This window comes from Pseudomonas sp. M5A4_2d (assembly GCF_053345295.1).
This window is the reverse complement of record NZ_JBKEZW010000003.1, coordinates 196,264-220,657: the sequence shown is the minus strand read 5'-3', so window position 1 is coordinate 220,657 and position 24,394 is coordinate 196,264. Positions and strand designations below refer to the sequence as shown.

Genomic DNA, 24,394 nt, shown 5'->3' with positions numbered 1-24,394 from the left:
GTCGGCGGCATCAGAGTTGACGAATGACTTGGGCAGCGGTCGCCACGTTATGGGCCAGGTGCAGCGGATTAATGGTCCCGACAATAGCACTGGCAACACCCGTTTGCGCAAACAACAACATGAAACTGGCGCGAATTGGATCCATTCCAGGCGCAAGACACACATGGCCGCTGGCCAGGGCCTTTTTCACCAGGATGCCTTTGCCATGGGCCGCCGCATAATCAATCACGGCTTTCTCGGCTTGTTCGTTCAGATTGTAGGTGACCATCGCGCAATCACCCTGTTCCAGAGCCTTCACACCGCCTTCGACAGTTTTGCCGGAGAAGCCGAAACCGCGAATCTTGCCCTCTTTTTTCAGCTCCGCCAGGGTCTGGTACACCTCGCAATCGTTGAGGATATGCAGGTCGTTACCATCGGAATGCACCAGCACCAGGTCAATAAAATCCGTTTCAAGTCTTTTCAAGCTGCGCTCAATCGACAGGCGCGTATGGGCGGCACTGAAGTCATGACGGGACACACCATCGGCAAATTCTTCGCCGACCTTGCTGACAATCACCCAATCCTTGCGCTGGCCGCGTAACAGCGGCCCCAGGCGTTCTTCGCTGCGGCCATAGGCGGGGGCGGTGTCGATCAGGTTGATGCCCAGCTGTTGGGCTTGGCGCAATAACACCCGTGCTTCGTCGTCGTTGGGAATCTGGAAGCCGTTGGGGTATTTCACCCCCTGGTCGCGGCCCAGCTTGACGGTGCCCAGGCCCAGTGGCGACACCAGCAGGCCGGTGTTGCCCAGTGGGCGATGCAGGTCGTGCAGGGTTGGCAGGCTCATGGCAACAGGTGCTCCCAGGCAGGTTGGCCGAGGGCCGGTTTTGGCAGGTCGGGCAGGGTTTCGCTGGCACTAGGGCGGATGCCGTCGCGCTCCAGGGCGTTGAGCACGCGATCAGCGAAGTCCGGCGCCAACGCCAGCTTGGTCGGCCAGCCCACCAGCAGGCGGCCTTGTTCGGCGAGGAAGGCGTTGTCGGGGCGGGTCAAGCCCGATTGCAGTGGCTCGGCGCGATCAACCCGCAGCGTGGCCCACTGGGTCTGGCTCATGTCGATCCATGGCAGTAATTGCGCCAGCTCTTTTTGCGCGGTGGCGATCTGTTCTTCAGGCGTGCGTGCGACGCCGTCCGCCTCGGCGATATCGCCGCCCATGTACCACACCCAATTGCCGTCGGCAGCCGGGTGAGTGGTGACGGTGATGCGCGGTTTGGTGCCGCCGCCCAGGCAGTGCGCATACAACGGCTTCAGGCCTGGGCCTTTGGCGATAATCATATGCAGCGGGCGCGTTTGCATGGCGGGTTGGCTGAGGCCCAAAGAGGCCAGCAGATCAGCGGTGCCCCCCCCGGCACTCAGCACGATGCGCTGGGCGCGGATCTCGCGGCCATCGACCTTCAACCCTGCGAGCGTGTCGCCGTCCAGCAGCGGTTCGATGTGCTGCCCGGCGAGCAAGCCATTACCGGCCAGTTGGGCCAGGCGTTCGATCAGGCTTGGCACGTCTACCACCAGTTCCGCCAGGCGATAGACCTTGCCCTTGAAGCGTCGGTCCTGCAGGGCCGGGGGCAAGTCGTCGCCCTTGACCTGATCGACACGGCCACGCACGGCCTTGCTGGCGAAGAAGCTGGTGAGGTTGCCGGCAAGTGTGCCGGGGGACCACAGGTAATGGGCTTCGGACAGCAAGCGTACGCCGGACAAGTCCAGCTCGCCGTTACCGGCCAAGGCTTCGCGCCAGCGGCGCGGCATGTCGGCAATTGCTTCGGATGCGCCGGTGAGGGCGCCGTGCAGGGCGTACTTCGCACCGCCGTGGATGATCCCCTGGGACTTCACGCTTTGCCCGCCACCCAGTGTGGCGCTTTCCACCAGCACCGTGGAAAACCCCTGGCGGCGCAGGCGCGCGTTAAGCCAGAGGCCGGCAACTCCGGCGCCGACAATCAGAACGTCGGTGGAAATAACGGATGGCATCGGCGACCTCAGTGTTCAAGACAAGAGGCGCAGTATACAGGCTGTTGAGTGGCGGTCAGTGCCCGGCGGTTTTCGAGAACAGTTGAATGACCACCACACCCAGCACAATCAGGCCCATCCCGAGCATCGCCGGGACATCAAGCTTTTGCCCGTAGATAAACAGCGCCGCGATGCTGACCATCACGATGCCCATGCCGGCCCAGACCGCATACGCCACGCCCACCGGTACAGTGCGCACCACCAGGGTCAACATCCAGAACGCAATGCTGTAGCCGATGATGACCAGTGCCAGCGGCAGAGGCGTACTCCAGCCCTTGATGGCTTTCATGGAAACGGTTGCAACCACTTCCGAGCAAATGGCAATGGCCAGATAAATATAGGCGGCATTCATGGGGTAGTCCTCGATGTGTTGCAGGCTTGTTTAGGTCGGCATTCTAACGCTTCAGAAGATGAGATAAAGTCATTACCTATCCGAATTAAAGATGGGCTAGCCATGAGCGTGCAGTGGAATCTGGAGCAGATGCGCCTGTTTGTGAGCGTCGCCGAGCAGCGTTCGTTTTCGGCTGTAGCGCGCGGCGAGCGCAAGGCGCAATCGGCGGTGAGCAACGCAATTGCCTTGTTGGAGGCTGACCTGGGGCTCAGCCTGTTTGAGCGTAGCAGCGGCCGTCAGCCGCGCCTGACCGAAGCCGGCAGCGTATTGCTGGAGGAGGCACGCGAGGTGCTGCGCCAGTGTGAACGGCTCAATGGCCGGGCGCTGTCACTGACGCGCGGCGAGGAAGCCTGTCTGCGCCTGGCCCAGGATGAAGCCATGTTGTACCAGCCGGTACTCGATAGCCTTGAGGCGCTCGCCGTGAAATTTCCACTCTTGGAAGTGCAGCTGTCCAGCGCCGCGCAAGGCGATGTGGCGCGCAAGCTGGTGGAGCGTAAAGCCGACCTGGGCCTGTTGTTCTATCACGACCAGATGCCCGAGGCCCTTGAGCGTCGGGTGGTGGGCAGTGTGGAAATGGTCACGGTGTGCGGCGTGAACCACCCGTTGGCCAAGGACGAGTACGTGGACTGCCAGCGCCTGGCGCAGTATCGCCAGTTGCTGATGTCGACCCAGACCAGTGTCTACCCCGGCAGCGAAGCCGCCAGCCCGCTGGTGTGGCGTGCCGACAGTTTCTACGTGTTGGCCGAATGGCTGATGAGTGGCCTGGGCTGGGCCTGGTTGCCTCGGCATATCGTGCAGTACCCGACCTACCACCAACAAATGGTGGAATTGAACAGCGAATGGACGCCGCCCGCGCTGGTGGTAGAGCTGGTCTGGCGTCGCGACGAGCACCTCGGCCCTGCAGCGCGTTTCCTGACTGAACGATTTGCCGAGTGCTTGCAGGCGATTGACTGAAAAAGCCGATAAACTCCGCCGCCATGAATAGAACTCTCTACAGCTGTCTGTTTTACCTGGCGCTGCCGTTGGTGGCTTTACGTCTGTGGCTGCGTGCGCGCAAGGCACCGGCCTATGCCAAGCGTGTCGGCGAGCGTTTTTCCTATGGTTTGCCGGTGATGCAGCCGGGCGGGATCTGGGTGCATGCGGTGTCGGTGGGCGAAAGCATTGCCGCTGCGCCAATGATCCGTGGGCTGATGGCGCGCCATCCCACGCTGCCGATCACGGTGACCTGCATGACGCCTACCGGCTCCGAGCGCATCCAGGCGCTATTCGCCAATGAACCGCGCATTCAGCACTGCTATTTGCCCTATGACCTGCCTTGCGCGGCCAAGCGTTTTCTTGATCGCGTGCAGCCCAAGCTGGCGGTGATCATGGAAACCGAGTTGTGGCCCAACCACATCCACGCCTGCGCACAACGCGGTATTCCAGTGGCGCTGGCCAATGCGCGCCTATCGGCGCGTTCGGCCAAGGGCTATGCGCGTTTCGCCAAGCTGACCGCGCCGATGCTGTCTGAAATGAGCCTGTTCGCGGTGCAGACCCACACCGAAGCCCAGCGTTTTCTGAGCTTGGGTGCGCGCCCGGAAACGGTCGAAGTCACCGGCTCGATCAAGTTCGACCTGACCATCGACCCCGAGCTGCCGGTGCGTGCTGCGGCCTTGCGCGAGCAGTGGGGCGCCAGTGAGCGCCCGGTGTGGATCGCCGCCAGCACCCATGAAGGCGAGGACGACGTGGTACTGGCCGCCCATCGGCAACTGCTCGAAAGTTATCCCAATGCGCTGCTGATATTGGTACCGCGACATCAGGAACGTTTCGGCCCGATGTTCGAGCTGTGTGGGCAACAAGGATTTGCCACGGTACGCCGCTCCAGCGGTGAAGCCGTTACCGCGCACACCTCGGTGCTGCTCGGCGACACCATGGGCGAGCTGCTGTTTCTCTATGCCCTGGCCGACAGTGCGTTTGTCGGCGGCAGCCTGGTGGCGACCGGTGGGCATAATCCGCTGGAGCCGGCCGCGTTGGGCAAGCCTGTGATCATGGGCCCGCACCTGTTCAACTTCCTCGAAATCAGCGCGATGATGCGCGACGCCGGGGCGTTGCGTGAGGTGGATGATGCTGAGGGATTAGCCGAGGCGGTGCGGCAACTGTTCGAGCTGCCGCAGGACGCGCGCAAGATGGCGCAGGCGGGGCTTGCGGTGATGCAGGCCAACCAGGGCGCGCTCAAGCGCTTGCTGGATGGCCTGGACAGACTGATTCAACACTGATCCAAATGTGGGAGCTGGCTTGCCTGCGATGCAAAGGCCTCGGTCCATCAGGTAGACCGAGGTGATGCTATCGCTGGCAAGCCAGCTCCCACATTGGTTTTGTGCTGTGCTCAGTAGCCTGGGCGGGCCTTGAGCTGCTCGGCGGCGGCTTTGGCCAGGTCCGGCGGCAGGAAGTCCTTGTCCGGGTTGTAGTCAGCCTTGAGGTAACGCGTCAGGTCCTGCAAGTCACCTGGGCTGAGCGTGCCCGCGGCCTGCTTCAAGCGCAGGTTGTCGAGGATGTAGTCGTAGCGGCTGTTGTTGTAGTTGCGCACCGACGCGTAGAGCTGGCGCTGTGAATCCAGCACATCGACGATGTTGCGCGTGCCCACCTGATAGCCGATTTCCGTGGCTTCCACCGCGCTCTGGTTAGAGATAATCGACTGGCGACGCGCCTGCACCTGTTCCACATCGGTATTCACCGCACGATGCAGATTGCGGGTGTTTTCCACCACCTGGCGACGCAGGCCTTCGCGTTGCTGTTCGGTTTGATCGAGGCGCGAATAGGATTCGCGCACCTGTGAACTGGTGAGGCCGCCACTGTAGATCGGGATGTTCAGGCGCAAGCCGATGGTGCGCTGGGACACATCGCCACCATAGGGCACCGGCAGTTGGTTAGGGTTGCTGAAACCCAGCGCGTCGTTGTCACCCTTTTCGTATTGCGCCACGGCGTCGAGGGTCGGCAAGTGGCCGGCCTTGCGCTGTCTCAGGGTTTCTTCGGCGGCGGTCACCGCGTAGTTGCTGGCCAGCAGGTTGAGGTTCTGGCGACCGGCGGTTTCAACCCAGGCCTTGGCGTCATTCGGCGCCGGTGGCAGCACCGGCAGTGTGTGCACGACGCCCTGGATCGCGTTGTACTGGCGGTTGGTCAGGGTGATCAACGCTTCGAAGGCGTCGTCCACCTGGCGCTGGGCGACGATGCGGTTGGCGCGGGCGGTGTCGTAACTGGCCTGGGATTGCAGCACGTCGGTCTTGTCCGACAGGCCCACATCAAAACGCTCGTTGGACTGGTCGAGCTGGCGCTTGAAGGCGTTTTCTTCGGCCTTGGTCGACGCCAGGTTGTCCTGGGCGCGCAGCACGGCGAAGTAGTTTTCGGCGCTTTGCAGGATCAGGTTCTGCTCGGTGGCCGAGAGTTGCAGCGAGGCTTGCTCGTTGACGGCTTCGGCGGCTTGCAACTGGAACCAGCGATCGGCGCGGAACAGCGGCTGGCTCAGGGTTGCACGCCAGGAATGCGCGTCACGATTGGCGGTAGCCGCCGGTTGGGCGATCTGGGTGCGCACGTTATTGCTGTCAGCACCGGCCGAGAGGTTGGGCAGCAAGCCGGCGCGAGCCTGGGGCACCACTTCTTTTTGCGCGCCATATTGAGCGCGGGCGGCAGCCAGGTCGGCGTTGTTGTTCACCGCTTCCTGGTAGACGCTGACCAAATCGGTTTTCGCGGACAAGGGCGCTTCAGCTGCCCAGACCATTCCATTGGTCGCACAAGACACGGCAAGAGCCAGTGAAAGTTTGCGCAGCATGAGGCGATCCCTAGTGTGAATATTACGGCGATAATTTAGCGCCCAAGGCTAAGTTTTGCCATTCCTGGCGTCAAGCATTGTGGCAGCCCCCGAGTGTAGTGGGGCTGACCCGGCGCAACAATCCCGCAATCACGCCATTCATCACGCTGAATGCACCGCTATTGGCAATTTGCCCACGCCATGGTCTAGACTGGCCGCGTTCTTGTCGGGGTGCCTTGTTGGAAGGCTGAGATCGGTAAATACCGGATCCCGTTGAACCTGATCAGGTTAGCGCCTGCGTAGGGAACAAGATTTCTCGTCACCCGGCGAGTCCTCTTGTGCTGCGTCCGGGATGTTGTTCGACAATCGAACAGCCCTCGTGCCTTGCACAGCACTGCTTTCAGTGCGTCCATCCGTCACAGGTTCGCTCCGACAAAAATCCACCGCCTGGATAGTTGGAGAGCCCGTGATGACTACAAAATTAAAAAACACCGTGCACCTGAGTGAGTCGGCCAAGGTCGACTCCGGCTCCGTGCAGCCGTTTACCCGCTCGCAAAAAATCTACGTGCAAGGCACTCGCCCGGACATTCGTGTGCCGATGCGTGAAATCAGCCTGGACGTGACCCCCACCGATTTCGGCGGTGAGATCAACGCGCCCGTGGTGGTGTACGACACCTCCGGCCCGTATACCGACCCCAACGTCATCATCGACGTGCGCAAAGGCCTGGGCGATGTACGTTCGCCGTGGATCGAAGTACGTGGCGACACCGAGCGCCTGTCCGGCTTGAGCTCGCACTTCGGCCAGCAGCGCCTCAGCGATGCCGAGCTTACGGCCCTGCGCTTTGCCCACGTGAAGAACCCGCGTCGTGCGAAGGCCGGTGCCAACGTCACGCAGATGCACTACGCGCGCAAAGGCATCATCACCGCCGAGATGGAATACGTCGCCATCCGCGAAAACATGAAGCTTGAAGAAGCCCGCGCCAGTGGCCTGCTCGACCAGCAACACGCCGGCCACAGTTTCGGCGCCAGCGTGCCAAAAATTATCACCCCCGAATTCGTCCGCGAAGAAATCGCCCGTGGCCGCGCGATTATCCCGGCCAACATCAACCACACCGAACTGGAACCGATGATCATCGGCCGTAACTTCCTGGTGAAGATCAACGGCAACATCGGCAACAGCGCCCTGGGTTCGTCCATTGAAGAAGAAGTGGCGAAACTGACCTGGGGCATCCGCTGGGGCTCGGACACCGTGATGGACTTGTCCACCGGCAAGCACATCCACGAAACCCGCGAATGGATCATCCGCAACTCGCCGGTGCCGATCGGTACCGTGCCGATCTACCAGGCCCTGGAAAAAGTCGGCGGCGCCGCCGAAGACCTGACCTGGGAGCTGTTCCGCGACACGTTGATCGAACAGGCCGAGCAGGGCGTCGACTACTTCACTATCCATGCCGGTGTGTTGCTGCGTTACGTACCGCTGACCGCCAAACGCGTCACCGGCATCGTGTCGCGCGGCGGTTCGATCATGGCCAAGTGGTGCCTGGCGCACCACAAAGAGAACTTCACTTACACGCATTTCGACGAAATCTGCGAAATCATGAAGGCCTATGACGTCAGCTTCTCCCTTGGCGACGGCCTGCGCCCTGGGTCGATTGCCGACGCCAACGACGCTGCGCAATTCGGCGAGCTGGAAACCCTCGGCGAGCTGACCAAAATCGCCTGGAAGCACGACGTGCAAACCATGATCGAAGGCCCGGGCCACGTGCCGATGCAGTTGATCAAAGAGAACATGGACAAGCAGTTGGAATGCTGCGACGAGGCGCCGTTCTACACCCTCGGCCCACTGACCACCGACATTGCACCGGGCTACGACCACATTACCTCGGGCATTGGTGCCGCGATGATCGGCTGGTTTGGTTGCGCCATGCTCTGCTACGTCACGCCCAAGGAACACCTGGGCTTGCCGAACAAGGATGACGTGAAGACCGGGATCATCACCTACAAGATCGCCGCCCACGCTGCGGACTTGGCCAAGGGGCATCCCGGCGCGCAGATTCGCGACAACGCCTTGAGCAAGGCGCGCTTCGAGTTCCGTTGGGAAGACCAGTTCAACCTCGGCCTGGACCCGGACACCGCACGTTCCTACCACGATGAAACCCTGCCGAAGGACTCGGCCAAGGTCGCGCATTTTTGCTCGATGTGCGGGCCGAAGTTCTGCTCGATGAAAATCACCCAGGAAGTGCGTGAGTACGCGGCCAACCAGCGCATTGAAGCGGTGGATGTGGATGTGGCCAAGGGCTTGGCCGAGCAGGCGGAGCGGTTCAAGCAGGAAGGGAGCCAGCTTTACAAGAAGGTCTGATCCGGGATTTTAGGCGCCTGTACCGGCCTCTTCGCGAGCAAGCCCGCTCCCACATTTGAAATGCATTCTAAATGTGGGAGCGGGCTTGCTCGCGAAGGCAATCTATCAAACAACAAAGTGTCCCTCAGAGATAACACCCTTGAGCATTCAACCCAGCACCTATTCCCCTGACATCGCGGTGCCCGCTGACAAACGCGTCTTCGGCGCCCGCGACCTGTTCTCCCTGTGGTTCTCCCTCGGCATCGGCCTGATGGTTCTGCAAACCGGCGCCTTGCTCGCGCCGGGCCTGGGTTTGTCCGGCTCGTTGCTGGCGATTTTCCTCGGCACCCTGGTCGGCGTGCTGTTGCTGGCCGCCGTCGGCGTGATTGGCAGCGACACCGGCCTGTCGGCCATGGCCGCGCTTAAACTCAGCCTCGGCGCCCGGGGCGCGAGCCTGCCGGCGTTGCTGAACCTGCTGCAACTGATCGGCTGGGGCTCGTTTGAAATCATCGTGATGCGCGATGCCGCCAGTCTGTTGGGCACGCGCGCGTTCAGCGAAGGCAGCTTGCTGGCGAGTCCTTTGCTGTGGACGCTGTTTTTTGGCGGTTTGGCAACGTTGCTGGCGGTCAGCGGCCCGCTGACGTTCGTACGGCAAATCCTGCGCAAATGGGGCATCTGGCTGCTGCTCGCCGCCTGCCTGTGGCTGACCTGGAACCTGTTCGCCAAGGCCGACCTCGCCGCACTCTGGGCCAAGTCCGGTGACGGCTCGATGCCGTTCGCCGTGGGTTTTGATATCGCCATCGCCATGCCGCTGTCTTGGCTGCCGCTGATTGCCGATTACTCACGTTTCGGCAAGCGCGCCAAACATGTCTTCGGCGGTACGGCGCTGGGTTTCTTTATCGGCAATTTCTGGCTGATGAGCCTGGGCGTGGCCTACACCCTGGCGTTTGCGCCGAGTGGTGAGGTGAATGCGCTGTTGCTGGCCCTGGCCGGCGCAGGCTTGGGCATTCCGCTGTTGCTGATCCTGTTGGACGAGTCGGAAAACGCCTTTGCCGATATTCACTCGGCGGCGGTGTCCAGCGGGATTCTGTTGCGTTGGAAAGTCGAGCATCTGGCGCTGGCTATCGGCGTGATCTGCACGTTGATCGCCTGCTTTGCACCGTTGGCGCAGTATCAGAACTTCCTGTTGCTGATCGGCTCGGTGTTTGCGCCTTTGTTCGGCGTGGTGCTGGTGGATCACTTTATCCTGCGCCGCCGTGGCCAAGGCGCGGTTGGCAACCTGCACTGGCCTGCGCTGGTGGCCTGGTTGGGCGGCATCGGCACGTATCATCTGCTGGCCAATATTTATCCGGATATCGGCGCAACCCTGCCGGCACTGGTGTTGGCAGGATTGCTGCAGTTCATCCTGGGCCGGGCCTTCAGTGGTGCGCGGGCGCTAGTTCGGGCTTGAGTACGCCGGTGAGGCGCGCATAGGGGATGGTCATTTCGATCAGCCCCAATGCGTAAGGCGCAATCGTGGCCACGTTGTACTTGAGCACCACGCCGTTGCTGGTCAAGGCCACGTTCGGCGTTTTCTGGAACGGCCAGCTCTTCACGAACTCCGGGTCACGGTCCATCTGCGAGTTGATCAGCCAGCTGTTGTGGGCGACTTTCGCGGTATTCCAGAACGCTTGCTCCTGGCCTGGCAACAGCATGTCGGTCAGGCTCAGTTCCTTGTGCAGCAGGCGTGAATAGTTGATGAAGCCACGGCCGGGCTCGCCATGGGCGGCGCCGGTGTCGAGGTAGCTGGACACCTCGATGATCACAAGTCCGTCATGCTGCTCACGTACCTTGGCCTGCAAGTACATGCTGTTGCGGTCGGGCGATTCGCGCAGGAACTTGTCGCGGTAGGCATTCAGCGTCGGCGGCAGGCTGGCGCCGGGTGTGGTACGGGTCATTTGCAGCAGGCGCTGCTCCACCAGTGTGTCGAGTTGCGGCTCGGTGGGGAAGTGCACCGTATCGATGTTCACCAGCGGGCAATCAGGGCTGTTGCAGCCGGGTTTGATCTGCTCCGAGGCGTCTGGCTTGGTATCCAGCGGCTTTAGGTAGCTGGGCTGGAACAGGCTCTGGCAAGCACCGAGGGTCAAGGCAATACAGGCCACGGAGGCGACTTTTAAAAGCGACATGTGTGTCCTTCGGAAATCGATGGGAAGCGAAAAGAGTAGCGCTTGGACTGCCAACAGGGCAGTCAGTTCGCCACTAAGCTGATTAGAGTGAGTTTGACGTCCGCCGTCTATCCCGGCAACTGGAAAGGGGCTGCACCAACGGGCAGGAGCGCGTTAGGATGGCGCGAATTGCACGGGCATAACGAGGACAGACATGACGGACATTGCCAAGTCGACGCCGCACAAGATCGAGATTGTTCAGCGCGACACTGCTTACCAGGGCTTCTACACGCTTGATCGCGTGCAGTTGCGCCACGAGAAATTCGATGGCGGCATGAGCCGGGTGATCAATCGTGAAGTCTTCGTTCGGCATGACGCGGTGTGTGTGTTGCCTTACGACCCGCAGCGCGATGAAGTGGTCCTGATCGAGCAGTTTCGTGTCGGCGCCATGGGCCGTACCGACAACCCGTGGCTGGTGGAAATGGTCGCCGGCCTGATCGACAAGGATGAAGAGCCGGAGGAGGTTGCACACCGCGAAGCCGAGGAGGAAGCTGGGCTTACATTCTCCGCGCTGTGGCCGATCACCCAGTATTTCCCATCGCCCGGTGGCAGCACTGAATTCGTCCACTTGTACCTGGGCCGTTGCGACAGCGCCGGGGCGGGTGGCGTCCATGGACTGGAAGAAGAGGCAGAAGATATCCGCGTCACCCCTTGGGCGTTCGAAGATGCCTTGCAAGCGGTGCGTGACGGCAAAATTTCCAACGCAGCCAGCATTATCGCCCTGCAATGGCTTGCGCTTAATCGCGCGGAAGTGAGGGGGTTATGGCAGTAAAGGCACGGGAACGTTATCGAGTCGACCTGATCGGGCTGCAAGCCGCCTGCGAGGCTAACTATGCGCGGTTGATGCGCTTGCTCCCCGACATGCGCCACGCCCCCGAAGCGCGGCGCATTGCCGTGACCCACGGCGACCAGATGCTCGGCGTACTGACCCTTGAGGTCATCGTCAACTGCCCGTACACCACCACCCTGCGTGTGCGCCAGGAACACAGCCTGCCGTGGCTGCCGGTGCCGCAGCTGGAAGTGCAGGTGTATCACGATGCGCGAATGGCCGAAGTGATCAGCGCCGAACATGCACGCCGCTTTCGCAGCATCTATCCTTACCCGAATGTGTTCATGCACCAGCCCGATGAGAAAGCACAGCTCAATGTGTTCCTCGGTGAATGGTTGAGTCACTGCCTGGCCCTGGGCCACGAGTTTGAAGTCGTGCGGTAGATGTGAACTGCGTCTGCTTCCTCCGCTTTCCTCTTTGTGTCCTGCCCCAGCATAATCGCGCCAAATGTCCATTTCCTGTGATTGCCTTGGGAGAGCGCCTTGCCAAGCGTATCCGCCTTGAACCCTGATGCGCCGGCGTTGCTGGTGCAGTTGTCCGACAGCCACCTGTTTGCCGAGGCCGACGGCACGCTGCTGGGCATGAATACCTGCGAGAGCCTGCAGCGGGTGATCGAGTTGGTGCGCGAGCAGCAGCCGCAGATCGATTTGGTGCTGGCAACGGGGGATTTGTCCCAGGACGGCACGCTTGAGTCTTATCAACAGTTTCGCGACCTGACTCGGCCGATTGATGCGCCGGCGCGCTGGATTCCCGGCAACCACGACGAGCCACAGATCATGGCGCACGCCGCCGTGCACAGTGATCTGCTGGAGCCGGTGGTCGACATCGGCAACTGGCGCGTCACCCTGCTGGATTCGGCAGTTCCCGGTTCGGTGCCCGGTTACCTGCAAGACCAGCAACTGCAATTGTTGGCCCAGTCCTTGAGTGAGGCGCCGGGTCGGCACCATCTGGTGTGCCTTCACCATCATCCGGTGCCTATCGGCTGTGCCTGGATGGAGCCCATCGGGCTGCGCAACCCGGACGCCTTGTTTGCCGTACTCGACCGTTTTCCGCAGGTCAAGGCGGTGCTGTGGGGGCATGTGCACCAAGAGACCGACCGCGAGCGCAACGGTGTGCGCCTGCTGGCTTCGCCGTCCACCTGCATCCAGTTCACGCCGGGCAGTGAAGACTTCCAGGTCAGCGAACAAGCGCCAGGCTACCGCTGGCTGCGCCTGCACGCCGACGGACGGTTGGAAACTGGCGTTGAGCGAGTCAAAGGCTTTGCCTTTACCGTGGATTACGGCAGCAACGGCTACTAAAAGCTGTAAACACTGATCAAAATGTGAGAGCTGGCTTGCCTGCGATAGCGGTATGCCGGTTAACAAATGTGTGGCTGATACACCGCCATCGCAGGCAAGCCAGCTCCCGCAGTGGATCTTCTGTGTCCTTTAGATAGAGGGACTCACACACCCCCTCGATCCCTGTAAACTGCGCCTCTTTGGCTGAAGCACGGAGAGCCCGGCATGTCCGCTTCGATCTTGTATATCCACGGTTTCAACAGCGCGCCTGCGTCCAACAAGGCCAGCCAACTGATGACTGTGATGGACAGCCTCGGCCTGGCCGACCAATTGCGCGTGCCGGCCCTGCATCACCACCCCCGCCAGGCGATTCCTCAGTTGGAGGAGGCCATTGCACAGCTGGGTCGGCCGCTGCTGGTCGGCAGCTCACTCGGCGGCTACTATGCAACCCATCTTGCCGAACGCCATGGCCTTAAGGCGCTGCTGGTCAACCCGGCGGTCAGCCCTCATCGGATGTTCGACGGTTACCTGGGCACCCAGAAGAACCTTTACACCGATGAAACCTGGGAATTGACCCACGATCACGTCACGGCACTGGCCGAGCTGGAGGTTCCGGCGCCCCAGGATGCCGCGCGTTATCAGGTGTGGTTGCAGACCGGCGATGAAACACTGGACTATCGCCTCGCCCAACAGTATTACCGAGCCTGTGCCTTGCGCATCCAGGCCGGTGGCGACCATGGTTATCAAGGGTTCGCCCTGCAATTGCCGGCAATGTTGAGTTTTGCCGGCATTGGCCCTGATCAGTATCAATCCTTCGATTTTTCTTCACTGTAAGAATCGCAGGTTATTTTTTAATCGAACGACTCACGACGAGACCCCATGGCCACTCCCAGCGCTAGCTCTTATAACGCCGACGCCATCGAAGTCCTCTCGGGCCTCGACCCGGTGCGCAAACGCCCCGGCATGTACACCGACACCAGTCGGCCGAACCACCTTGCCCAGGAAGTCATCGACAACAGCGTCGACGAAGCCTTGGCCGGGCACGCCAAGTCGGTACACGTCATCCTCCATGCCGACCATTCCCTGGAAGTGTCTGACGATGGTCGGGGCATGCCGGTGGACATTCACCCGGAAGAGGGTGTGTCGGGCGTCGAGCTGATCCTCACCAAGCTGCACGCCGGCGGCAAGTTCTCCAACAAGAACTACCAGTTCTCCGGTGGCTTGCACGGTGTGGGTATTTCGGTGGTCAACGCCCTGTCCACACTGGTGCGGGTCAAGGTCAAGCGCGACGGCAACGAGTACCAGATGACCTTCGCCGATGGCTACAAAGCCACCGACCTGGAAGTGATCGGCACCGTCGGCAAGCGCAACACCGGCACCAGCGTGTACTTCGCGCCGGACCCTAAATACTTCGATTCGCCAAAATTCTCCATCAGCCGCCTTAAGCACGTGCTCAAGGCCAAGGCGGTTCTGTGCCCGGGCCTGCTGGTCAGCTTTGAAGACAAAGGCACCGGCGAAAAGGTCGAGTGGCACTACGAAGACGGCCTGCGCTCCTACCTGGAAGACTCCGTCAGCGACTTCGAACGCCTGCCCAACGAGCCGTTCTGCGGCAGCCTGGCCGGTAATAAAGAAGCGGTCGACTGGGCGCTGCTGTGGTTGCCCGAAGGCGGCGACAGCGTGCAGGAAAGCTACGTCAACCTGATCCCCACCGCTCAGGGCGGCACCCACGTCAATGGTTTGCGCCAGGGTTTGCTCGATGCCATGCGCGAATTCTGCGAATACCGCAGCCTGTTGCCGCGCGGCGTGAAGCTGGCGCCGGAAGACGTGTGGGAGCGCATCGCGTTCGTACTGTCGATGAAAATGCAGGAGCCGCAATTCTCCGGCCAGACCAAAGAACGGCTGTCGTCCCGTGAGGCGGCTGCGTTTGTTTCCGGTGTGGTCAAGGACGCCTTCAGCCTGTGGCTCAATGAACACCCGGAACTGGGCCTGGCCCTGGCGGAGTTGGCGATCAACAACGCCGGCCGTCGCCTCAAAGCCAGCAAAAAGGTCGAGCGCAAGCGCATTACGGCTGGCCCGGCACTGCCGGGCAAACTGGCCGATTGCGCCGGGCAAGACCCGATGCGTTCCGAGCTGTTCCTGGTGGAAGGTGACTCCGCCGGCGGTTCCGCCAAGCAAGCGCGGGACAAGGAATTCCAGGCGATCCTGCCGTTACGCGGCAAGATCCTCAACACCTGGGAAGTCGACGGCAGCGAAGTCCTGGCCAGCCAGGAAGTGCACAACATTGCCGTGGCCATCGGCGTCGACCCGGGCGCGGCAGACATCAGCCAGCTGCGCTACGGCAAGATCTGCATCCTCGCCGACGCCGACTCTGACGGCCTGCACATCGCCACGTTGCTGTGCGCGCTGTTCGTCCAGCACTTCCGCCCACTGGTGGATGCCGGTCACGTCTACGTCGCGATGCCGCCGCTGTACCGCATCGACTTGGGTAAAGAGATTTTCTACGCCCTCGACGAAGCCGAGCGCGATGGCATCCTCGACCGTCTGGTCGCCGAGAAAAAGCGCGGCAAACCACAGGTCACACGATTCAAAGGTCTGGGTGAGATGAACCCGCCGCAGCTGCGCGAAACCACCATGGACCCGAACACTCGGCGCCTTGTGCAATTGACCCTGGAAGACTTCGCCGGCACATCGGAAATGATGGACATGTTGCTGGCGAAGAAGCGTGCACCGGATCGCAAAGCCTGGCTGGAATCCAAAGGCAACCTGGCCGAGGTTCTGGGCTGATGCGCACAGGTTTCGCCCTGGCGATCCTGATGTTGAGCGGGTTGGCGGCCACCGAGGTGGTCGCCGCGCCCGCGGTTGAGCTTAAACTCGTGTCCGAACACCCGGTGGACGGCATGCGCGGCGGTAACCTGTCGGGCCTGGCCCTGTGTGGCAAAGAGCTGTGGACCGTTTCCGACCGCGATGACGACCAGATCTACCGCCTCGATATCAGCGCGCCGACCTGGAAGGCCGAAACGCTGAAGATCGACGTGCCGCCGGTGCCGGAGTCCGGTTTACCGTGGGGGCTGCGCTCGCGCACCAAGGCTGCTTCGTTCATTCGCGGTGGTGACCTGGACTTTGAAGGCATCACCTGCGATGCCGCCGGTAACCGCTACATTGTCAGCGAAGCCCATGCGGCGGTGCTGCAAGTGCCGGTGAGCGGTGCGCCGCAGTGGTTGAAAATCGCCCCGGGCATGGTGCGCGAAGCACGGGCCAGCGGCATGTTGCTGCATTTCAATGCCTTGTTCGAAGGCTTGGCGATCAACCCGCAAGGCAATCAGATCTGGCTGGCCGCCGAGCGTGAGCGACGTGGCTTGATCTCGATCAAGCGCGGGCAAAGTGTGTGGGATTGTGAGGGGCCTTGTGTGTTGCTGAGCGAGGCCGGGCAGGAAGTGCAGCCGGTGCAGTTCACCCATGCCAAGGCCGTGTCCAAGGACTTTGCCGACCTCGCGCTGTTCAACGGCAAGCTGTTTACCCTGGAACGCAATGCGTTCCAGATTTGCCGGCGCGATGCGGTCACTGCAAAAGTCGAGTTGTGCTGGTCGTTTGCCGACGAGACCCTGACGCCGAATCGGCGTTATGCCCAGCCTTATGGTTTGGCCGAAGCACTGGTGGTGGATGCCGACGGCGCCTGGCTGGGGATCGACAACAATTTCGGCCCTCGTGCCGATGGTGAAAAACGGCCGATGGTCTATCGTTTTGCCGCGCCGGCCGGTGGCTGGGGCGCTCAGCCATGAGTGCACAACCGCCCGGCAAGCGCGCCGGACGTGTGTTGATGTTCGTGGCATGGGGCGCGGGGCTGTTTTTGGCCACACGGTTTTTTGGGCAGTGGGAAGCGCGTCAGCAAAACCCGAATGCCGTGGTGACCTCGGAGCAGCACGAGGGTTACATCGAAGTGAAATTGCTCGGCAACGGCCAAGGCCATTTTGTTGCCAGCGGCCAGATCAACGGTCAACCGGTGGAGTTTATGCTCGACACCGGGGCGACCGACGTGGCGGTTCCGGCCGAATTGGCCGACCGTCTCGGGCTCAAGCGTGGCATGCCGGTTACCTTGAGCACCGCCAATGGGCGGAGTCAGGGCTACCGTACCCAGCTCGACCGCCTGAAACTGGGCGATATCGTCCTTCAGGACGTCCGTGCGCTGGTGGCGCCGGGCTTGGGCGGGGAACAGGTGCTGTTGGGCATGAGTGCATTGAAACAACTTGAATTTACCCAGCGCAGCGGCACATTGCTGCTGCGCCAGACCAAACAATGATGAGGCCCGCATGAGTGACATCCTCGCAGACAGCTTAGATGGCGTAGAACGCCGATCGCTGGCTGACTTCACCGAAAATGCCTACCTCAACTACTCCATGTACGTGATCATGGACCGTGCCTTGCCGCATATCGGCGACGGCTTGAAGCCGGTACAACGGCGCATCATCTACGCCATGAGTGAGTTGGGCCTGGACGCTGATTCCAAGCACAAGAAGTCGGCGCGTACCGTCGGTGACGTGCTCGGTAAGTTCCACCCTCACGGCGACTCGGCGTGCTATGAAGCCATGGTGCTGATGGCCCAGCCGTTCAGCTACCGCTACACCTTGGTGGACGGGCAGGGTAACTGGGGTGCGCCGGATGATCCCAAGTCCTTCGCTGCCATGCGTTATACCGAAGCGCGCCTGTCGCGTTATTCGGAAGTGCTGCTCAGCGAGTTGGGGCAGGGCACCGCGAACTGGGGGCCGAACTTCGACGGCACCCTGGACGAACCCCTGGTGTTGCCGGCGCGTTTGCCGAATATCCTGCTCAATGGCACCACCGGCATTGCGGTCGGCATGGCCACCGACGTGCCGCCGCACAACCTGCGTGAAGTGGCCACCGCCTGCGTGCGCTTGCTGGACGAGCCCAAAGCCACGGTCGAGCAACTCTGCGAGCATATCCAGGGCCCGGATTACCCGACCGAAGCGGAAATCATCACACCGCGCGCCGACCTGCTGAAGATGTACGAGACCGGCAAGGGCTCGGTGCGCATGCGCGCGGTTTATCACATCGAAGATGGCGACATTATCGTCACCGCGCTGCCGCATCAGGTGTCCGGTGCCAAGGTGCTGGAACAGATCGCCGCGCTGATGCAGGCCAAACCGTCGAAATTGCCGCAGGTTGCTGACCTGCGTGACGAGTCTGACCACGAAAACCCATGCCGCATCGTGATCATCCCGACCAATAGCCGCGTCGACCACGAAGTGCTGATGCAGCATCTGTTCGCCAGCACCGACCTGGAGTCCAGCTACCGGGTCAACGTCAACATCATCGGCCTGGACGGCAAGCCGCAGCTGAAAAACCTGCGCAACCTGCTGGTGGAGTGGCTGGAATTCCGCGTGCAGACCGTGCGTCGCCGCCTGCAATTCCGTCTCGACAAGGTTGAGCGTCGCCTGCACCTGTTGGACGGTTTGCTGATTGCCTACCTCAACCTGGATGAAGTGATCCACATCATCCGTACTGCAGAGCACCCGAAAGCCGAGCTGATCGCGCGTTTCGAGCTGAGCGAAATCCAGGCCGACTACATCCTCGATACCCGCTTGCGCCAATTGGCGCGACTGGAAGAAATGAAGCTGCGTGACGAGCAAGATGCACTGCTCAAAGAGCAAGCCAAGCTGCAAGCCCTGCTGGGCAGCGAAGCCAAACTCAAGAAGCTGGTGCGCAGTGAGCTGATCAAAGACGCCGAAACCTATGGCGATGATCGCCGCTCGCCAATCGTCGAGCGCGCTGAAGCCAAAGCTCTGACAGAAACCGAGCTGCTACCTAACGAGAAAATTACCGTCGTTCTGTCGGAAAAGGGTTGGGTTCGTTCCGCCAAAGGGCATGATATTGACGCCACCGGCCTCTCCTACAAGGCGGGTGATGGTTTCAAGACCGCTGCGGCCGGGCGTTCCAACCAGTTTGCGGTGTTTATCGACTCTACCGGGCGCAGTTATTCGGTGCCGGCGCACACCTTGCCATCGGCACGAGGCCAGGGCGAGCCACTGACCGGGCGCCTCACACCGCCACCGGGGGCGAATTTTGAGTGCGTACTGCTGCCGGACGATGATTCGCTGTATGTGATCGCCTCCGATGCGGGTTACGGTTTTGTGGTCAAGGGCGAAGACCTGCAGGCCAAGAACAAGGCGGGCAAGGCATTGTTGAGCTTGTCGAACAACGCCAAGGTGATCCTGCCGCGCACCGTGGACGACCGCGAGAGCAACTGGCTGGCGTCGGTGACCACCGAGGGGCGTTTGCTGGTGTTCAAAATCAGCGACTTGCCGCAGTTGGGCAAAGGCAAGGGCAACAAGATAATCGGGATTCCCGGGGAGCGTGTGGCCAGTCGCGAAGAGTACGTGACCGACATCGCCGTGATCCCGGAAGGCTCGACCCTGGTGCTCCAGGCTGGCAAGCGAACGCTGTCGTTGCGCCCTGACGACCTTGAACACTACAAGGGAGAGCGTGGCCGACGCGGTAACAAACTGCCGCGGGGTTTCCAGCGAGTGGATGCTTTGCTGGTGGAAACGCCTGTTTAAGGCCGATTAGAGCCCTCGATCTACGATTTAACGCGTAGATCGACGCTTTGGCGCTGGAGTCAGGGCGCATATTCACGGATGATATGGCCTTTCCAGCGCCGGCGTGGCCGAGCGTGTTTAGGTTATTTTTAGTATTACATTGTGGTTCGCCTTGTGGCAGCCACCTGGATGGGATGATGACTGCTCCACGCCTTCCTTTAATTTTGATGCTCGCTGGCCTTTTGGGGCTGGCGGGTTGCAGCACACACCAGCCTGTGTCGCTGTACCAGCTGGACAGCGGAAGTCCGGCTCAGCCCGCTCAAACGGCGGGTATGGCCGTATTGCTTGGCCCGGTCGTCGTTGCCGATTACCTGCAACGTGAAACCCTGCTGCAACGTCAGAACGACGGCAGCCTGCAAGGTTCCACAGATGGCCGTTGGGCGGGCAGTTTGTCGTCCGATATCAACCAACTGATGCTGCGCCAGGTTGCAGGCCATCTCGACAGCCAGCGTGTGGTGCTTGCGCCGGCGCCAACCGGCTTCACCCCGGACGTGCAGGTGTTGCTGACGATTACCCGGCTCGACTCGGGGGCTTCGCAGCCGGCGATCCTGGATGCGCAGTGGCGTTTGATCGACCGTCGTGGGCAAGTGCGCGATAACCGTATCGTGCATCTGCAGGAAGAACACACCGGCACCACCGCGTCCCAGGTCCAGGCCCAGGGCGTGCTGTTGCAGCATTTGGCGCAGCAGTTGTCGGTGGCGCTCAAGCCGCTGGCTAATCAGCCGCCGGTTGCCGAGGCGCCGCGTAAGCAGGCCCCGGCTCAGGCCAAGCCGGCAGCGCCGGGAAAGCCAAAGATGCCGATGGCAACGCCGATTCGTACGGATATGGAAGTGTTCAGGTTCTGACCTGAAACCGACCCACAAAAAAGGCCCGCTGACTCAGCGGGCCTTTTTGTTTGTCTGGGATTCGAAGCTTGGCACAGACCAAATGTAGGAGGGGGCTTGCTCCCGAAAGCGGTGGGTCAGCCAATGCATGTGCTGACTGACACTCTGCTATCGGGAACAAGCCCCCTCACACATTGATCCATCGGTGTTGGTTAGGGCTTGGTACGGGTCTCATGCATCCGCGCCAACTGGCGCTCAAGCATCGACGGGTACGGTTCCATCAACCGCTCCACACAGCTTGCGCCTTCAGGGCTGGCAATCGGGCGGATACGTGCGCGCTGGCGGATCAGTGCATCTTCGCTGATCTTGCGCTCCACCAGCAGCAGGTTGCGGCTGTGTTGAGACAAGGCCAGTGCATCCTGGGCAATTTCGGTCAGCAGCAGGTCGATCTGGCTCATGCCGAACAGATCGTCACCCACCGTCAGGCCCAATTGCAATTGCAACGTGATGCCACTGTCCGCGACTTCAATCTGCAGGGCATGGCCCAGGGCGCGCAGCAGTTCGCCGCAGCAGATGGCGTTGGTCAGGTAGTCTTCGCCGCTGTCTTCGCTGTGGAACAGCATCAGCGTACTGCCATCGTTCAGGGTGTGCAGTTCGCTCTGATAGAGCGAAGCGGCCTGGTCGAGGCAGTCGCGGTAGCGTTCCAGCAATTCCGTCAGGCGGGCGCGGGGCAGGCGGCGCAGTTGGTCCTGGGCACCCAGCTGCACAGCCAATACGGCGCTGTGCTGCGGCTCGGTGTTTTTCACCGGCTCAGGCTTTGGTGCGACCACGGGCGCGGCGGCCGAGGTGTCGCGCAGGTCAGAGAACGGATCTTCATCATCCAGTTCATCCTCTTCGGCCTTGATCACCTGGCGTGTGGCAGGCTTGAGGCCGGCCACCGGTGCACTTTCGTCAAAGCCTGGGTCGCGTAGGTCGCGCACTTCAAACTCGGGCTCGTCGTCGTAATCGGTGTCGTCGTATTCAGGCTCGGGTTCAGCCTTTGGCACGATGACGGGTTCCGGGGCGAAGCTGGCGTGAAGCTGGCGGGCGAGGTCGCCGATCTCATCCTGGCGGTCGGTGGCCGGGGTGTGTTCGTCGATGTCGCGCAGCCAGATGCGCAGTTGCATCAGCGGCGTGGAGATGTGCCGACCCAGGCGCAAGCTCAAGGCCAGGGCCAATGCCAGCAGGATCGCGCTGAGAATGCCCATGCTTTGCAGGCTGATGGTCATCGGCTGCTGGAATTGCTGCATGTCGAGGCTGATGCGCAGTTGGCCCGCTTTCACGTCCTGAAACGTGATATTGCTCTGATACAGGCCTTCGGCTTCACCTAGCAGGCCGTTTTTCGGGCGCTGCCCGGCTTCGGCCATGATCCGGTTGTCCACGCTATAGATAGCAGCGTGAGCCACCAGCGGGTTCTTGGTCAGGTTATTGAGCAGCACGTTGAGGCTGAGGATGTCGTTGGACACCAGCAACTCAGTCGCCGAGGTGGCGGTCTGGGTGGTCAAGCTTTCGCCCAGGGCGTCGGCTTGCTCGTGCATGGCCTGCTTGAACTGCAAACCCATCACGCAGGCGTAGATCACCAAGGCCAGAGCGACCAGGATCACGTTATGGCTGGCGATGCGTAATGCGATCGGTACACGGCGGTGGCGCAGTGCCCGGAAGATCAGCAGGAAGAAGTTATCGGTTTTTACTGGCGTGGGCCGGTTCACTTGCGCTCGGCTCTTGGTCCGTGAAGTTGACGCGCAGTATAGCGACAGGCCTAGAACCGGCAAAGCGCTGCCTGTGCCCGATGGTCACTGAAAGTGGGTAGAATGCGGTTTTTTTCCAGCCTGGGGGTGCGCTTTGCGCGAAATTGTCCTGATAAATATCACAGGTGAAGACCGCCCGGGTCTCACCGCAGCCATTACCGGTGTTCTGGCCCAGGGTGGTGTGAGCATTCTCGACATCGGCCAGGCGGTGATCCACGACACCTTGTCGTTCGGGATTCTCGTGGAAATCCCGAGCACTGAACAGGCGTCTTCTGTACTCAAGGACATCCTGTTTACGGCGTATAAGCTGGATCAACAGGTGCGTTTCACCCCGGTCTCCGAAGCGGACTACCAACACTGGGTCGACGGCCAGGGCAAAAAGCGCCACATCGTGACCTTGCTGACTCGCAAGGTGACGGCCGAGCAATTGCAGCGCGTCAGCTCAATCACCGCGCAGTACGGTCTGAATATCGACCATATCGACCGTTTGTCGGGTCGCATGCCATTGGACACGCCGGCCGACAAGGGCAAGGGCTGTATCGAGTTCTCCGTGCGCGGCGAGCCGGCTGATCCCCAAGCCCTGCGCGCCGAGTTCCTGAGCGTGGCCCAGGAGCTGAATGTTGATATCGCCTTCCAGGAAGATTCGCTGTTCCGCCGTAACCGCCGCCTGGCGGTGTTCGATATGGACTCGACCCTGATCGAAGCCGAAGTCATCGACGAGTTGGCCAAGGCTGCCGGCGTGGGCGAGCAGGTGTCCGCCATCACCGAACGCGCAATGGCCGGCGAGTTGGACTTTCGCGCGAGCTTCAAGGAGCGCCTGGCATTGCTCAAGGGCCTGGATGTCAGCGTGCTGGACTCCATCGGTGCTTCGCTGCGCCTGACCGAAGGCGCCGAAACCCTGTTCGCCGAACTCAAGCGCCTGGGCTACAAGACCGCAATCCTGTCGGGCGGTTTTACCTACTTCGCCAAGCAGTTGCAGGCCAAGCTGGGCATCGACTATGTGTTCGCCAACGAGCTGGAAGTGGTGGATGGCAAGGTGACCGGCGTGGCCGTCGAGCCGATTGTCGACGCTCAGCGTAAGGCGGATCTGCTGAAGGAATTGGCCCACAAGGAAGGTTTGCGTCTGGAACAGACCATTGCGGTCGGTGACGGCGCCAATGACTTGCCGATGCTGGCGATTGCCGGCTTGGGTGTGGCGTTTCGCGCCAAGCCGCTGGTCAAGCAATCGGCCAAGCAGGCGATTTCGACCTTGGGGCTGGATGGCGTGCTGTACCTGCTGGGCCTGCGTGACCGCGACGGTCAGCTGTAAGCCGAAATAACTGAAGCACCCTGGTCAAAGTGGGAGCGGGCTTGCTCGCGAATGCGGTAGATCAGTCGGTATCTCTATTGACTGTCACACCGCATTCGCGAGCAAGCCCGCTCCCACATTTTGATCTTCAACCGGCTTTGAATCAGGCCTTCGGCAGTGCGATGCCCTGGCCCATCTGCACAGGCGTACCCGCCACCAACTCTTCAGCCCACTTCACCTGATCCGGCCCGAACAGCACGATCGCGGTCGAACCCAGCTTGAAGCGACCCAGTTCCGCCCCTTTTTCCAAGTGAATCGGCGCGCGGGCGGCTTCGTCATAGCGGAAGGTTTTCAGCTCGCGCTTCGGCGGCGTAACCAACCCGGCCCATACCGTTTCAATCGACGCAACGATCATTGCACCGACCAACACCACCGCCATCGGGCCGCGTTCGGTGTCGAACAGGCAGACAACACGCTCGTTACGTGCAAACAGCTCAGGCACGTTTTCGGCGGTGGTCTGGTTTACCGAGAAAATCCGCCCAGGCACGTAGACCATCTCGCGCAGGGTGCCGGCCAGCGGCATGTGCACGCGGTGGTAGTCCTTCGGCGACAGGTAGATGGTGGCGAAATCACCGCCCATAAACGGTGCAGCGAGTGCCGCGTCGCCGCCCAGCAGTTCCAGCACGCTGAAGCTGTGGCCCTTGGCCTGGAATACGCGGCCGTGTTCAATCGGGCCAAGCTGGCTGACGGCACCGTCGGCCGGGCTCAGTACCGCACCTGGGGTTTGGTCCAGCGGGCGGGCGCCGTCTTTCAATGCACGGGTGAAGAATGCGTTGAAATGCTCGTAGGCGGTCAGGTCTTCAACCAGCGCCTGGGACATGTCCACTTGGTAGCGCTTGGCGAACCAGCTGGTGAAGGCGTTCTTGAACCAGCGCACGCGGCACTCGGCAACGCAGCCTGCCAGGCGCGACAGCAAGTGGTGCGGCAGCAAGTATTGGCTGAGGATAAACAACTGCTTTTTCATTAA

The 24,394-nt window shown here is 61.2% G+C and carries 21 protein-coding genes and 1 riboswitch; of the genes, 14 read left to right on the top strand and 7 right to left on the bottom strand.

Annotation, left to right across the window (positions count from 1 at the left end; all coding sequences use genetic code 11):
• Nucleotides 1–10: 10 nt before the first annotated feature.
• From ACLBW8_RS11550 to ACLBW8_RS11540, 3 genes are read right to left on the bottom strand one after another with little or no spacing between them, the layout of a single operon-like run.
• Nucleotides 11–823: an aldo/keto reductase gene (locus tag ACLBW8_RS11550; protein ID WP_447805397.1), complete on the bottom strand. Its 813-nt coding sequence runs from the start codon at nucleotides 821–823 to the stop codon at nucleotides 11–13.
• A complete protein-coding gene (locus ACLBW8_RS11545; RefSeq protein WP_447805396.1) occupies nucleotides 820–1,995 on the bottom strand; it encodes an NAD(P)/FAD-dependent oxidoreductase in 1,176 nt (391 codons plus the stop codon). Before ACLBW8_RS11545 ends, ACLBW8_RS11550 begins: the two co-directional genes overlap by 4 nt.
• A 55-nt stretch (nucleotides 1,996–2,050) precedes the next feature.
• Entirely contained in the window at nucleotides 2,051–2,386 is a 336-nt protein-coding gene (locus ACLBW8_RS11540; protein ID WP_064450379.1) for a DMT family transporter, read from the bottom strand.
• Between the two features lie 102 nt (nucleotides 2,387–2,488).
• Here ACLBW8_RS11540 and ACLBW8_RS11535 point away from each other — a divergent pair, with 102 nt between their 5' ends.
• Together ACLBW8_RS11535 and waaA are read left to right on the top strand one after the other, a co-directional pair.
• The gene (locus ACLBW8_RS11535) at nucleotides 2,489–3,379 is read left to right on the top strand and encodes a LysR family transcriptional regulator (protein ID WP_447805395.1); all 891 of its coding nucleotides are present in this window, start codon (nucleotides 2,489–2,491) and stop codon (nucleotides 3,377–3,379) included.
• 23 nt (nucleotides 3,380–3,402) lie between these two features.
• Entirely contained in the window at nucleotides 3,403–4,680 is a 1,278-nt protein-coding gene (waaA, locus tag ACLBW8_RS11530) for a lipid IV(A) 3-deoxy-D-manno-octulosonic acid transferase (RefSeq protein WP_447805394.1), read from the top strand.
• Nucleotides 4,681–4,790: 110 nt separating this feature from the next.
• On the opposite strand, the gene ACLBW8_RS11525 is transcribed toward waaA, so the two are convergent.
• A complete protein-coding gene (locus tag ACLBW8_RS11525; protein ID WP_064450382.1) occupies nucleotides 4,791–6,230 on the bottom strand; it encodes a TolC family outer membrane protein in 1,440 nt (479 codons plus the stop codon).
• Between the two features lie 196 nt (nucleotides 6,231–6,426).
• Nucleotides 6,427–6,532: riboswitch (TPP riboswitch) on the top strand.
• A gap of 146 nt (nucleotides 6,533–6,678) precedes the next feature.
• Here ACLBW8_RS11525 and thiC point away from each other — a divergent pair.
• Complete coding sequence (gene thiC, locus ACLBW8_RS11520; RefSeq protein WP_432751200.1) at nucleotides 6,679–8,568, top strand: phosphomethylpyrimidine synthase ThiC; 1,890 nt, start codon at nucleotides 6,679–6,681, stop codon at nucleotides 8,566–8,568.
• A gap of 139 nt (nucleotides 8,569–8,707) precedes the next feature.
• Nucleotides 8,708–9,997, top strand: a complete 1,290-nt coding sequence (gene cytX, locus ACLBW8_RS11515; protein WP_447805393.1) for a putative hydroxymethylpyrimidine transporter CytX — start codon at nucleotides 8,708–8,710, stop codon at nucleotides 9,995–9,997.
• Here the strand turns inward: cytX and ACLBW8_RS11510 are convergent.
• The gene (locus tag ACLBW8_RS11510) at nucleotides 9,966–10,712 is read right to left on the bottom strand and encodes an RsiV family protein (protein WP_447805392.1); all 747 of its coding nucleotides are present in this window, start codon (nucleotides 10,710–10,712) and stop codon (nucleotides 9,966–9,968) included. The two genes, cytX and ACLBW8_RS11510, sit on opposite strands and share 32 nt — an antisense overlap.
• A gap of 193 nt (nucleotides 10,713–10,905) precedes the next feature.
• Between ACLBW8_RS11510 and ACLBW8_RS11505 the strand changes: the two genes are divergently transcribed.
• From ACLBW8_RS11505 to ACLBW8_RS11465, 9 genes are all read left to right on the top strand, one after another.
• Complete coding sequence (locus ACLBW8_RS11505; RefSeq protein ID WP_064450386.1) at nucleotides 10,906–11,523, top strand: NUDIX domain-containing protein; 618 nt, start codon at nucleotides 10,906–10,908, stop codon at nucleotides 11,521–11,523.
• The gene (locus tag ACLBW8_RS11500; RefSeq protein WP_017138485.1) at nucleotides 11,514–11,963 is read left to right on the top strand and encodes a DUF1249 domain-containing protein; all 450 of its coding nucleotides are present in this window, start codon (nucleotides 11,514–11,516) and stop codon (nucleotides 11,961–11,963) included. Before ACLBW8_RS11505 ends, ACLBW8_RS11500 begins: the two co-directional genes overlap by 10 nt.
• A gap of 99 nt (nucleotides 11,964–12,062) precedes the next feature.
• Entirely contained in the window at nucleotides 12,063–12,878 is an 816-nt protein-coding gene (cpdA, locus tag ACLBW8_RS11495; protein ID WP_447805391.1) for a 3',5'-cyclic-AMP phosphodiesterase, read from the top strand.
• Between the two features lie 204 nt (nucleotides 12,879–13,082).
• Entirely contained in the window at nucleotides 13,083–13,691 is a 609-nt protein-coding gene (locus tag ACLBW8_RS11490; RefSeq protein ID WP_064450388.1) for a YqiA/YcfP family alpha/beta fold hydrolase, read from the top strand.
• Between the two features lie 45 nt (nucleotides 13,692–13,736).
• Nucleotides 13,737–15,641: a DNA topoisomerase IV subunit B gene (gene parE / locus ACLBW8_RS11485; protein ID WP_064450389.1), complete on the top strand. Its 1,905-nt coding sequence runs from the start codon at nucleotides 13,737–13,739 to the stop codon at nucleotides 15,639–15,641.
• Entirely contained in the window at nucleotides 15,641–16,636 is a 996-nt protein-coding gene (locus tag ACLBW8_RS11480; protein WP_262666872.1) for an esterase-like activity of phytase family protein, read from the top strand. The genes parE and ACLBW8_RS11480 overlap by 1 nt, the downstream gene beginning before the upstream one ends.
• Nucleotides 16,633–17,154, top strand: coding sequence for a retropepsin-like aspartic protease family protein (locus ACLBW8_RS11475; RefSeq protein ID WP_064450391.1), 522 nt, complete (start codon nucleotides 16,633–16,635; stop codon nucleotides 17,152–17,154). The genes ACLBW8_RS11480 and ACLBW8_RS11475 overlap by 4 nt, the downstream gene beginning before the upstream one ends.
• A gap of 10 nt (nucleotides 17,155–17,164) precedes the next feature.
• Nucleotides 17,165–19,429 (top strand): DNA topoisomerase IV subunit A, encoded by a 2,265-nt coding sequence (gene parC / locus ACLBW8_RS11470; protein WP_447805390.1) that lies wholly within the window; start codon nucleotides 17,165–17,167, stop codon nucleotides 19,427–19,429.
• 173 nt (nucleotides 19,430–19,602) lie between these two features.
• Nucleotides 19,603–20,313 carry a PqiC family protein gene (locus ACLBW8_RS11465; RefSeq protein WP_447805389.1) on the top strand — a complete coding sequence of 237 codons (711 nt, stop codon included), beginning with the start codon at nucleotides 19,603–19,605 and terminating at the stop codon, nucleotides 20,311–20,313.
• A gap of 191 nt (nucleotides 20,314–20,504) precedes the next feature.
• On the opposite strand, the gene ACLBW8_RS11460 is transcribed toward ACLBW8_RS11465, so the two are convergent.
• The gene (locus tag ACLBW8_RS11460; RefSeq protein WP_447805388.1) at nucleotides 20,505–22,040 is read right to left on the bottom strand and encodes an AhpA/YtjB family protein; all 1,536 of its coding nucleotides are present in this window, start codon (nucleotides 22,038–22,040) and stop codon (nucleotides 20,505–20,507) included.
• A gap of 133 nt (nucleotides 22,041–22,173) precedes the next feature.
• On the opposite strand from ACLBW8_RS11460, the gene serB reads away from it, so the two are divergent.
• On the top strand, nucleotides 22,174–23,388 hold the full coding sequence (gene serB / locus ACLBW8_RS11455) for a phosphoserine phosphatase SerB (RefSeq protein WP_064450394.1): 1,215 nt from the start codon (nucleotides 22,174–22,176) through the stop codon (nucleotides 23,386–23,388).
• Between the two features lie 142 nt (nucleotides 23,389–23,530).
• On the opposite strand, the gene asd is transcribed toward serB, so the two are convergent.
• Nucleotides 23,531–24,391: an archaetidylserine decarboxylase gene (gene asd / locus ACLBW8_RS11450; RefSeq protein WP_064450395.1), complete on the bottom strand. Its 861-nt coding sequence runs from the start codon at nucleotides 24,389–24,391 to the stop codon at nucleotides 23,531–23,533.
• Nucleotides 24,392–24,394 lie beyond the last annotated feature (3 nt).